Raw genomic sequence first — 11,896 nt, forward strand, 5'->3', positions numbered from 1 at the left:
CCAAAGCCGGAGTGAGGGCACTCCGAGCCTAGGCGAGGAGCCGAGTGGTGGGGCAAGAGCGTTTTGCTTACTTTTGCGCTGTTCAAAAGTGAGCCGCTGTAAGAGCGGAACCAATAGCCGCCGTTACCGCAGCAACGGATATGTACTCAAACCTCACGCCCCCCCAAGGCCGAGCTGTTGCCTGACCAACACTTCCCACACACATTGTCGTTTTCAGCAATCCCCCAACCCTCCAATCCCCCCTGTTTACAGGCCCAAAAACCCGGCATGCCTTGTGCAATGACCCAGTTCCCGGACTTTAGGCCTGACCCATCATGCAAGAACCCGCCCCTTACCCGCGACGATCCAGCCCGTTGCTCCTTATCGGCACCGCCACACTCTGCGGCCTGCTCCTGGGCTGTGGCCAAGGCAGCTCCACCGTCACACGCAGTGACCAGCCGGTAAAGGGCGGCACCCTCGTGTACGCCACCGACCGCGAACCCACCTGCCTCGACCCCCACGTGGCCGGCGACATGCCCCAGGTGTTCGTCGCCCAGCAGTACCTCGACTCCCTGGTCTCGATGGACGCCGACGGCCGCATCGGCCCCTGGCTCGCCAAGACCTGGGAAGTCTCCCCCGACGGCCTGACCTACACCTTCCACCTGCGCAACGACGTGCACTTCACCGACGGCACCCCGTTCAACGCCGCGGCGGTCAAGGCCAACCTCGACCACATGGCCAACCCCAAGACCCAATCCAGCACCGCAGGCGGCTACATCCGCCAATACCGCAGCACCGACGTGCTCGACGAATACACCGCAGTGGTGCACCTGGCCACGCCGTACGCGGCCTTTCTTGAAGTCCTCGCCCAAGGCTTCCTCGGCATCGAGTCCCCCACAGCCCTGCTGCGCTCGCGCGATGTGAACTGCGAAAGCCCGGTCGGCAGCGGCCCGTTCAAGGTCGTGCGCTGGGACCGGCAAAGCCAGGTCGAGCTGGTGCGCAACCCCGACTACAACTGGGCGCCACCCACCGCCAAGCACCAGGGCCCGGCCTGGCTCGACCGGATCGTCTGGAAGTTCATCCAGGAACCTTCCGTGCGCTTCGCCTCGTTGCAGGCTGGCGAGGTCGACGTGATCGAGGCATTGCCCCCCGAATCCCACGAGGCCGCTCGACGCAACCCGGACCTGACCCTGGTGATCGCCCAACGCCCCGGCAACCCCACCAACGGCACGCTGAACATTACCCGTGCGCCGTTCGATGACGTGCGAGTGCGCGAAGCCTTCGTACGCAGTTCCGACATCGAGGGCGCGTTGAAGAGCGTGTACTTCAACGAATTCCCCCGCGCCGGCGGGCCGCTGAGCCCAGCCACGCGCTTCTACAGCCCGGAGTTCCAGCACGCCCAGGATTACGACCCGGCCCGGGCTGCTCAGTTACTCGACCAGTCCGGCTGGACCCAGCGCGACAGCGAGGGCTACCGCACCAAGGACGGCAAGCGCCTGCAAGTTCACGTGGTGATGGGCAACCGCACGCCACCGTCGGAATACACCTTGTGGGAACAGGTGCAGGCCACCACCCGGCAGGTCGGCTTCGAGCTGATCGTCGACCAGATGAGTGACGTACAGGCCACCAAACGCCAGGCCGACTGGGACTACGACATTCGCCTCGGCTACTGGAACACCAACACCGCCGACGTGCTGCGGATCATCTTCGGCAGTGAGTTCATCAGCCCGGCGGGTGTCGGTGGTTACCACCAGAACACCGCAGGCTTCAGTGACCCGGCGTTCGACACGCTGATCCGGCAAGCCCTCACCACCCAGGACAGCGAGCAGCGCCGGGCGCTGTATTACCAGGCGCAGAAAATCGCTTCCAGCCAGTACCTGCAATTGACCACCTACCCGCAAAGCACGCGGCTGGGTATCTACAAGACCACCCAGGGCGTGCGGCTGGAGCCGTCGCTGGCGGTGACTTATCTCTATGACGCATGGGTGAACAAATGAGCGACACATCACTTGCCAACCCACGGCGCGAGCGCCTGGCCCGGCTCGGCAAACGTGCGCTGTGGCGCCTTGCCGGCGGCGTGCTGGTGCTCTGGGCGGTGGCCACGCTGACGTTCTTTGCCTTGCGCCTGATGCCCGGCGATCCGGTGCAGGCGATCCTCGGCGGCCCGAGCGGCAACCCCACCCCCGAGACCATCGCCGAAGCCACCCGCGAGTACGGCCTCGACAAACCATTGGCGGTGCAATACGCGTTGTACCTCGGGCGACTGGTGCAGGGTGACCTGGGGGTTTCCTATTCCCAGCACCTGCCGGTGACCCGAGTGCTCGCCGAGCAATCCTGGCCGACCCTGGAGCTGACCCTGACCTCGCTCGCCCTGGCCTGGGTCCTGGTGCTGGCGCTGACGGTGCTGACCGCCGGCCGGCGACGCTGGGTTGCCAGCCTGGCCTCGTTGGCCGAAACCCTGGCCGCCGCGCTGCCGCACTTCTGGCTGGGGATTCTGCTGCTGGCGGTGTTTGCGTTCGGCCTGCGGCTGTTCCCGCCGGCAGGCAGTGATGGCTGGCGCACCCTGGTGTTGCCGTCGTTCGCCCTGGCGATTCCGCTGGCCGGGTTTATCGCCCAGGTCACCCGCGAATCCCTGGATTTGACCCTCGACCAACCCTTCATCCTGACCGCCCGCACCCGTGGCCTGAGTGACTTCAACGTGCGCTTCAAACACGCGTTGCGCCACGCCGTGTTGCCGGGCATCTCGCTGTCGGGCTGGGCCATCGGCGCGCTGATCAGCGGCGCCGTGGTGATCGAAGTGATTTTTTCCCGCAAGGGCCTCGGCCGCCAGTTGTACCAGGCGGTGCAGGCCCAGGACCTGCCGCTGACCATCGGCATCAGCCTGGTGGTCGCCGCCGGTTACGTGCTCGCCAATATTCTGGTCGACCTGCTGTACCTGTGGGTCGACCCTCGCCAACAGGAGCTTCCAGCATGAGTGGCCTGACCCTGGAAACACCGCTGCCCGCGCTGCGGATTCAGCGCACCACTCGCACGCTGCGCCTCGGCCCGCTGTTGGCGATTACCTTTCTGTTGCTGGTGATCGTCGCGGCGCTGGTGCCGCAGTTGTTCGCCTACAGCGACCCGCTGGCCATCGTGCCCCGCGATGCGTTTCATTCGCCGAGCCTGGCCCACTGGTTCGGCACCGATCAGTCGGGGCGGGATATTTTTTCGCGGGTGATCCATGGCACCCGCCAGTCGTTGTTCATCGGCCTGGCAGCCACGGCGATTGCGATGACCATCGCCATCGTGCTTGGCCTGTTGGGCGGGCTGGGCGGCGCGCGGGTGGACCGCGGCGTGGGTTGGTTGCTGGAAGTGCTGTTTGCGTTTCCGAGCCTGATCCTGGCGCTGTTGTTCGTGGCGATTTTCGGCAGCGGCATCGGCCCGCTGATCGTCGCCACCGGGCTGGGCAGTGCACCGGGTTATGCGCGGATGGTCCGTGGCCAGGTGCTGGCGGTGCGCAACGCGGGCTATATCGAAGCCGCCCGCGCCCTCGGGCATCCGCCGCTGCGCATCATCCTGCGCCAGTTGCTGCCGAACGCCATGCGCCCGTTGATCGTGACCCTGACCATGGGCGTGGGCCAGGCGATTGTCTGGGCCTCGGCCCTGAGTTTTCTCGGCCTGGGCGCCCGTCCGCCGGCACCGGAGTGGGGGACCATGTTGTCCATGGGCCGCGACTTCATCGCCAACGCCTGGTGGCTGACGTTCTTCCCCGGGCTGTTCATCGTATTGACCACGCTGTCGACCACGGTCACTGGCCGTTACCTGCAACAACGCCTGGAGGGCCGTCTTTCATGAGCGACCAGAAACGCTTGATCGTTGAAGGGCTGTCCATCGAGTTTGCCGGGCAGTCGGTGGTGCGCAATCTGTCTTTCACCCTGGAGCCTGGCAAGACCCTGGCGCTGGTGGGCGAATCCGGCTCCGGTAAAAGCGTCACCGCCCGCAGTCTGATCGGCCTGGCGGGTGCGGGCGCGAAGGTTACGGCGCGCACCTTGAGCTATGACGGTGTGGATTTGCTCAGCCTGTCGGAACGCGGCTGGCGTCGTTTGCGTGGCAATGGCATCGGCTTCGTGTTGCAGGACGCACTGGTGTCCCTCGACCCGTTGCGGCCGGTGGGCAAGGAAATTCTCGAAGTGCTGGAGACCCATCGCTGGGGCGACCGTCGCAGCCGTGGCGAACGCGTCATTGAACTGCTGGATCTGGTGGGCGTACCCGAGCCGCAACTGCGTGCCCGCCAGCGCCCCGATCAACTCTCCGGCGGCCTGCGCCAGCGTGCGCTGATTGCCAGCGCACTCGCATTGAACCCCGGCCTGGTAATTGCCGATGAACCGACCACGGCGCTGGATGCCACGGTGCAGGCGCAGATCCTGCAGGTATTGCAGCAGATCAAGGCCCGTGGCGATTCGCTGCTGATCATCAGCCATGACCTGGCAGTGGTCGCGCAATTGGCGGATGAGGTGCTGGTGCTGCGCCACGGCGAAGTGGTGGAGCAGGGCCCGATGGATCAGGTGCTGCTCAACCCACGCCACGCCTACACCCGCTCGTTGCTGGATGCGGTGCCCGCCGAGCATGCCCGGGGCACACGCCTGTCGCCGGAGCGCAGCAACGCTGTGGCGCAACCACGGCCCGGCGCGGATTCGCCGGTGCTGCTCAAGGCCTCCGGCCTGGGCAAGCGGTATGTGGGCCCCGATCAACAGTCGCGCCAGGTGGTGGATAACGTCAGCTTCGAGCTGCGCGCCGGTCGCACCCTGGGCATCGTCGGTGAATCCGGCTCCGGCAAAACCACCGTGGCACGCATCGCCCTCGGCTTGCTGCAACCGGATGCCGGTGAGGTGCGTTTTCTCGACCAGCCATGGGCCGCGGCAGGTACCGAGCGGGTCGAGGAAAAGACCCGCCGTGTGCATCGCCGGGATATCAGCGTGATTTATCAGGACCCGCTGAGTTCGTTCGACCCGCGCTGGACGGTGGGGCAGATCCTCAGTGATGCGCTGGACGTTGCCGGTATCGACGCCGAGCAACAGGCGGCCCGCGTGACACAGTTGCTCGACCAGGTACGCCTGGCGCCGCAATTGGCCGAGCGCCGACCGTTGCAACTGTCGGGCGGGCAGCGCCAGCGCGTGGCGATTGCCCGGGCGATTGCCAGCAACCCCAAAGTGATTATCTGCGACGAGCCGGTGTCGGCGCTGGACGTGTCGGTGCAGGCCCAGGTCCTGGATCTGCTGGCCGACCTGCAAGCCTCGCTGGGCCTGGCCTACCTGTTTATCTCCCACGACCTGGGGGTGATTCGCCACGTCAGCGACGAAGTGTTGGTGATGCGCCACGGCCAGGTGGTGGAAAGCGCCAGCGTCGAGACGTTGTTTGAATCGCCCCAGCACGAATACACCCGGCGCCTGCTGGGCGCGGTGCCACGCCTGCCCGGCAGTGGCACGCAGTTGGTGGTGCCGGCCCTGGAGCCGGAAAACCCCGGCTGGCTGTTTGATGAATCGCGCCTGTGGAAAATCGCCATCTAGACCTGAATCAAGGAAGTGCCATGAGCAAGTTGTCTGCTGTACCCACGCCGCCGGTTGTAACGGTGGCCGAACTGAACGCCCGTGCCGACCGCATCCTGCCGCAGATTGCCGCCGGCGCTGCGCAACGTGAGCGTGACCGCCAACTGCCGTATGAGGCCGTGGCGCAGATCGCCCAGGCCGGGTTGTTTACCGTGCGGATTCCCAAGCGGTTTGGCGGCGCCGGTGGTTCGGTCAAGGACGTGATTGCCTTGCTGATTCGCATCGCCTCGGCCGACTCCAACGTGGCCCAGGCGCTGCGCCCCGGTTTCGGGTTTGTCGAAGGCCTGCTGGCGTCCCGCGCCGAGGGGGCGGAGGAGGAGCGCGAGCGTTGGTTCGGGCGCTACCTGCAAGGCGCCGTGATCGGCAATGCCGGCTGGGAAGTCGGCGGTGCCAACGGTTCGATCAGTGCGCGCATCGTGCGTGACGGCGAGCACTTTCGCGCTTGCGGCAGCAAGTACTACAGCACCGGTTCGTTGTATGCCGATTGGGTCAGCGCCGTCGCCCTGGACGAGAATGACCAGCCCGTGTCGTTCATCCTGCCGCGCGACCGCCAGGGCCTGGAGTTGCTGGATGATTTCGACGCCATGGGCCAGCGCCTGACCGCCAGTGGCACCACCCATCTGCATGATGTGCAGGTGTTGGCCAGCGAGATCCGCACCCGCACCGTCGAGGAAGGCAAACGCACGATTGTCACGCCGTTCCTGCAAGTGTTCCTCGCGGCGGTGCAGGCCGGTATTGCGCGTAATGCGCTGAATGATGCGGTGACCTTTGCCAAGGAGCATGCGCGGCCGATCAAGCACAGCAGCGCCACGCGCTCGGTGGATGACCCGTACGTGGAACTGAGCGTGGGCGACGTTTCGGCCCGGGCCTTTACCGCCGAAGCGGTGGTGTTGCACGCGGCGGACTCCATCGACCGCGCCTGGGCTGCGGACCTTGATGCGGTGGCCGTCGACCAGGCCGCAGTGGACGTGGCCCAGGCGCAATACATCGCGGCCGAGTCGGCGCTCAAGGCCGCCGAGCTGGTGTTCGACGTGGGTGGCGCTTCCACCACCGGCCGCGCGCATAACCTGGACCGGCACTGGCGCAACGCGCGCACCGTGGCCAACCACAATCCCCGGCACTGGAAAGCCGCAGCCGTGGGTGCCTGGCAACTCAAGGGCACGCCGCCTCCGACATCGGGGCTGTTTTGAACAAAGCCCTCGACCTTTCACACCCCTTGGGCGAGGTGGGCACCGGGCACGCGCGCCGGGTGCCGATGATCATCGGCTGTGCGCTGTTCATGGAATTGATCGACGCCACGGCGGTGCTCACGGCGCTGCCGCAGATGGCCCAGGATTTCGGCGAGCCCAGCGTGCGCATGAACCTGGTGGTGTCGCTGTACCTGCTGGCGGTGGCGCTGTTCGTGCCGGTCAGCGGCTGGGCGGCCGACCGGTTCGGGCCGCGTCGGGTGTTTATCAGCGCCATCGTGCTGTTCACCCTCGCGTCGGTGGCCTGTGCCTGCTCGGGCTCGTTGTTGCAACTGTCCCTGGCGCGTTTGGCCCAGGGCGCTGCGGGGGCAATGATGGTGCCGGTGGGGCAGGTGATCCTGCTGCGCTGGTCGGCGCGGGAAAACCTGCTGCGTGCCATGTCGTACCTGACGGTGGCGGCGCTGGTGGGGCCGCTGCTGGGCCCACCGTTGGGCGGGCTGTTGGTGACGGTGCTGTCGTGGCATTGGATCTTCCTGATCAACCTGCCGATCGGCGTGCTTGGGGTGATCCTGGTGCTGCGCTATATCCCGGACTATTCCGGGACACCCGGCCAGCCATTGGACGTTCCCGGCCTGTTGCTCAGCGGTGTGGCATTGGGCGGGCTGGTGTTCGGTTTCGAGGTGCTGGGCCACGGCCTGTTGCCGCGCCAGTGGGCGTTGCTGCTGATTGGCGGCGGGCTGTTGAGTGCCTGGCTGTATGTCCTGCATGCACGGCGGACGGCGCACCCGTTGATCGATTTTTCATTGTTGAAAATCCCGACCTTCGCGGTGAGCTTCTGGGGCGGCAACCTGATGCGCATCGGCAGCGCGTCACAGCCGTTTTTGCTGGTGTTGCTGTTCCAGCTGTGTTTCGGGCTTAACCCGTTGCAGGCGGGGCTGCTGAGCGTTGCCGGTGGCGTGGGGGCGTTGCTGATGAAAATGCTGGCAGTGCGGATTGTCAGCCGCTTCGGTTTCCGGCGCACCTTGATCGGCAATGCGGTGCTCACCGGTGCAACCATCCTGGCGTGCAGCCTGTTCGAGGTATCAACGCCTTACTGGATTGTAATACTGGTGTTATTTGGCAGCGGGATCATTCGTTCGCTGCAATTCAGCACCCTGGGGGCGTTGACCTATGCCGACGTGCCACCGGAGCAATCCAGCCGCGCCAGCAGCCTGTCGGCGATGACCATTCAGTTGACGTTGAGTTTATCGGTGGGCATCGCGGCGGGGCTGCTCGGTTTGATCATGGCCGTGCGCGGGCATGCCACGGTCGAGCAGAGTGATATCGCCTGGATCATGGCGGGTGCCGGATTGCTGTGTGCCTTGTCGGGGCTGGTTTATCGCAGGCTGTCGCCCCAGGCGGGCTCGGCGATTTATGCAAAACGCGCAGAGGGAATTGGATGATTCGGGCAGCACGTATCGAGGACGCAGGTGACATTGCCTGGGTGCATATTCGCAGTTGGCAGCAGGCTTATCGTGAACTGATGCCGGCGGATTACCTGGCTTCCCTGGAGGCGACACAGCCCAGGCGCGAAGCCTTTTGGCGCCAGTCGATTGAGCAGGGAAACGAAGCCGTGTTTGTCGCGCAGGTCGAGGGGCGTGTGGTGGGCTGGATTGTTGTCAGCTCGAGTCGTGATGAGGATGCTGATCCAGGCGTAACCGGTGAAGTGCAGGCGGTGTATGTGCTGGCCGAGCATTGGGGAACGGGGGTGGGCAGGGCGCTGTGGCTCAGGGGGCTGGCGCATCTCGCCAGCCTGGGGCTGGAGACGGCGACGTTGTGGGTGCTCGAGGGAAACCACCGGGCACTACGCTTTTACCGAAACGCAGGATGGATAGCGCAGCCCGAATCAAGCCGCACCCTTACCCGGGGCGGTCGTGAGCTGGAGGAAGTTCGCTACCAATCCCAAAAGTGACGCTGAACCTGTGGCGAGGGAGCTTGCTCCCGCTGGGCTGCGCAGCGGCCTCAAAATCCTGGGAGCGCTTCGCACTCCAGCGGGAGCAAGCTCCCTCGCCACAGGGGAATGCCGCTCTGGACGCTCTGCGTCCGCTCTTAAAATCGTGACGCAGAGCGTCACCGGATGCATTCCCACGCAGAGCGTGGGAACGATCACACTCACCATTTTTGCCTGAAAGCTGCGCGGCCACAGGCGTCATTCAGGAATGTCATTGGCCATGAGTTCGTCTTTTTCATTGTTTCGCACCTGGAATGTCCAGCACTTGCCATCGACGCCGGCGGCGTTTGTGCGGCATTTCATCGGGCATTTCAAAGGTTGGTACCTGGCTATCCTGCTGCTGCAGATCGCCGCGGTGGTGTGTTCGATTCTGACGCCCTGGGGGCTGGGGCAGATCACCCGCACCGTGAGCAACGGGCTGGAAGCGGAGCGTGCCTTTGAAGTGCTGCAATGGCCACTGACACTGCTAAGCGCGCTACTGGTGTGCCAAGTAATGTTTACCCGTGCATCGGCAGGCTGCCATATCCACGTCTTGCCGTTGCAGCGGCGCACGGTGACGCATGTGGTGTTCGCCTATCTGCAGCAGCACTCCCATCGTTTCATCAGCAATGAGTTCGCCGGGGCACTGGCGCATCGGGTGGCGGAAATTACCCTGGGCGTGAATCAGACCCTGAGCATCTTGTTGTTCGACCTGATCCCGCTGCTGGTGACGCTGAGCCTGGCCACGGCCTTGCTATGGACCGCATCGCCGTTGTTGGCGTTGTTCATGGCGGGTTGGTCGGTGGCGTTTATCGCTATCTGCTACGTCCTCGCACGCCGCAGTCATCCTCTGGCGCAACAGTATTCGGCAGCGCGCAGCACCAGCACCGGCAAAGTGGTGGATGCGGTCTCCAATCTGGCCAATATCCGCCTGTTTGCGCGCCATGCGTTCGAGCACAGTTACCTCGGCACTTTCCTCGACAAGGAGGTGGCGGCTGCCTACCGATCCCTGGGGTATATGGAGAAAATTCGCTGGTTCCAGGCTTCCTGTGGCGTAGTGCTTAAGCTCGGCTTGTTATTGCTGGCGCTCTACCTGTGGCGCAGCCACCGTATCGACATTGCTGCGTTTGTCATGTCCACCAGCCTTTCGTTGTTGATCATCAGCGATGTGGAAAACCTGTCGCGACGCTTTCTCGAATTCTTCGAAGCCACCGGCAATATCGCCAACGGTGTGCGCACCCTGATCCGCCCCCATGAAGTCATCGACCAACCCGGCGCCAAGGCGCTGATGGTCAAGCGCGGCGATATCGAGTTTCGCGATGTCGGCTTCAGCTATGGCGGTGACCGTTCGATTTTCGAACACCTGAATATCGTCATCCCCGCCGGCCAGAAAGTCGGCCTGGTGGGTGCTTCGGGCTCCGGTAAGTCGACCCTGCTGAGCTTGCTCCTGCGTCTCTACGACGTGCAGCAAGGCCAGGTGCTGGTGGACGGCAAGGACGTGCGCGAGGTGACCCAGCATTCGCTGCACCAGCAGATCGGCCTGATTCCCCAGGAGCCCGGCCTGTTCCACCGCAGCATTCGCGAAAACATCCATTACGGCCGCCTGGATGCCTCGATGGACGAGGTCGCCGAGGCGATCCACCGCGCCGGCGCCAGTGAATTTATCGACAGCATGGAACACGGCTACGAATCGCTGGTGGGCGAGCGTGGGGTCAAATTGTCCGGCGGCCAGCGCCAGCGCATTGCGATTGCCCGGGTGTTGCTGAAAAACGCGCCGATCCTGGTGATGGACGAAGCCACTTCCAGCCTGGACTCGATCACCGAGCGCTTTATCCAGGACAAGCTCGACGAAATCATGGAAGACAAGACCGTGCTGGTGGTCGCGCATCGGCTGTCCACCGTGGCCCACCTGGACCGGATCCTGGTGTTCGACAATGGCCGGGTGATCGAGGACGGCAGCCACGAACAGTTGCTGCGCCAGAGCGGGCAATATGCGCGGTTGTGGAGTCGCCAGTTCAGCGATGCGCTGGATGAAGCGGTGGTGTGACCAGGCGGCGTACCGGGTACGCCGCGCAGTCAGGTTCAGATCGAGAGGTGCAGCACCCGGTCATCCTTGGCACCGGCCAGCGGGCGGCGCTTGTTGACCTTCAGCTCACCGAGGTTGATCAGCAAGGTGCGGGTCACGTTGCGGCTCAGCCCCAGCAACTCGGCGGTGTGCACCTGGTTGTGCTGGCACAGCCGGTAGGCGGCGGTGAGCAGGCTGCGTTCCACCTGCTCGTGGAGGTTTTCTATCTGCTCCTCGAACAGCCGCTGGAAGGCCTGGTCGAGCAGGTCATGGGCGGTGGTGCTGTCTTCCTGGCGTTCGATACGCAGGTTGGACATGCGCAGGTCATCGGCCTGGATCACGCCGTCGCGGCAGATCAGCAGGGTGTGGTGGATGACGTTTTCCAGCTCGCGGATATTCCCCGGCCAACTGTAGGTGGCCAGGCGTTGCTCGGCTTCCTTGCTCAAGATGATCTCGCCATAGCCGAGGCGGCGGGTGTAGGTGTCGATGAAGTACTGCACCAGCGGCAGGATATCGCCGGGGCGATCCCGCAGCGGGCTGAGTTCCAGGTTGACCACGTTCAGGCGGTAGAACAGGTCCTCGCGGAAATGCCCGGCGTTGATGGCTTTTTCCAGCTGCACATTGGTCGCCGCCAGCACCCGCACATTGATCGGAATGCTTTTGCGCGAACCCAGGCGCACTACTTCACGCTCCTGCAATACCCGCAGCAGCTTGACCTGGATCGACATGGGCAGGTCGCCGATTTCATCGAGGAACAGCGTGCCGCCGTTGGCTTCTTCAAACCAGCCGGCCTTGGCACCGAGGGCACCGGTGAACGCGCCTTTCTCGTGGCCGAACAGCTCGGCTTCCACCAGTGATTCGGAGAATGCACCGCAATTCACCGCCACGAATGGCTGCTCCTTGCGGCCACTGAGGTTGTGGATATGCCGTGCGACCAACTCTTTGCCGGTGCCGGTTTCACCGATGATCAGCACGCTGGCTTCGCTCGGCGCGACTTGTTGCACATGCTTGAGCAAGGCCTTGGACCTGGGGTCTTCAAACACCTGCGCGGTGGCGCGGATGGAGGTGGCAAGGGCGGGCGAGGGCGGTAGGGTCAGCAGTTGCATGGTTA

Annotated in this window: 9 protein-coding genes; 8 read left to right on the plus strand and 1 reads right to left on the minus strand. The window is 64.3% G+C overall.

Annotation, left to right across the window (positions count from 1 at the left end; translation table 11 throughout):
* Positions 1–314: 314 nt before the first annotated feature.
* The 8 genes from HX815_RS31200 (at position 315) to HX815_RS31235 (ending at position 10,767) form a co-directional block, all read left to right on the plus strand.
* On the plus strand, positions 315–1,976 hold the full coding sequence (locus tag HX815_RS31200) for an ABC transporter substrate-binding protein (RefSeq protein ID WP_023659005.1): 1,662 nt from the start codon (positions 315–317) through the stop codon (positions 1,974–1,976).
* Positions 1,973–2,953 carry an ABC transporter permease gene (locus HX815_RS31205; RefSeq protein ID WP_003219850.1) on the plus strand — a complete coding sequence of 327 codons (981 nt, stop codon included), beginning with the start codon at positions 1,973–1,975 and terminating at the stop codon, positions 2,951–2,953. The genes HX815_RS31200 and HX815_RS31205 overlap by 4 nt, the downstream gene beginning before the upstream one ends.
* On the plus strand, positions 2,950–3,813 hold the full coding sequence (locus tag HX815_RS31210; protein WP_003219852.1) for an ABC transporter permease: 864 nt from the start codon (positions 2,950–2,952) through the stop codon (positions 3,811–3,813). Before HX815_RS31205 ends, HX815_RS31210 begins: the two co-directional genes overlap by 4 nt.
* Positions 3,810–5,525, plus strand: a complete 1,716-nt coding sequence (locus HX815_RS31215; RefSeq protein WP_102368601.1) for an ABC transporter ATP-binding protein — start codon at positions 3,810–3,812, stop codon at positions 5,523–5,525. Before HX815_RS31210 ends, HX815_RS31215 begins: the two co-directional genes overlap by 4 nt.
* A gap of 20 nt (positions 5,526–5,545) precedes the next feature.
* Positions 5,546–6,754 carry an acyl-CoA dehydrogenase family protein gene (locus HX815_RS31220; RefSeq protein WP_008431174.1) on the plus strand — a complete coding sequence of 403 codons (1,209 nt, stop codon included), beginning with the start codon at positions 5,546–5,548 and terminating at the stop codon, positions 6,752–6,754.
* Entirely contained in the window at positions 6,751–8,193 is a 1,443-nt protein-coding gene (locus HX815_RS31225) for an MFS transporter (RefSeq protein WP_177029482.1), read from the plus strand. The genes HX815_RS31220 and HX815_RS31225 overlap by 4 nt, the downstream gene beginning before the upstream one ends.
* Positions 8,190–8,702 carry a GNAT family N-acetyltransferase gene (locus HX815_RS31230; protein WP_177029483.1) on the plus strand — a complete coding sequence of 171 codons (513 nt, stop codon included), beginning with the start codon at positions 8,190–8,192 and terminating at the stop codon, positions 8,700–8,702. The genes HX815_RS31225 and HX815_RS31230 overlap by 4 nt, the downstream gene beginning before the upstream one ends.
* A 259-nt stretch (positions 8,703–8,961) precedes the next feature.
* The gene (locus HX815_RS31235; protein ID WP_177029484.1) at positions 8,962–10,767 is read left to right on the plus strand and encodes an ABC transporter ATP-binding protein; all 1,806 of its coding nucleotides are present in this window, start codon (positions 8,962–8,964) and stop codon (positions 10,765–10,767) included.
* A gap of 35 nt (positions 10,768–10,802) precedes the next feature.
* On the opposite strand, the gene HX815_RS31240 is transcribed toward HX815_RS31235, so the two are convergent.
* Positions 10,803–11,891, minus strand: a complete 1,089-nt coding sequence (locus tag HX815_RS31240; RefSeq protein WP_003219869.1) for a sigma-54-dependent Fis family transcriptional regulator — start codon at positions 11,889–11,891, stop codon at positions 10,803–10,805.
* Positions 11,892–11,896: the final 5 nt, after the last annotated feature.

This window comes from Pseudomonas sp. E6002, from assembly GCF_013385565.1.
Taxonomy (GTDB): Bacteria; Pseudomonadota; Gammaproteobacteria; order Pseudomonadales; family Pseudomonadaceae; genus Aquipseudomonas.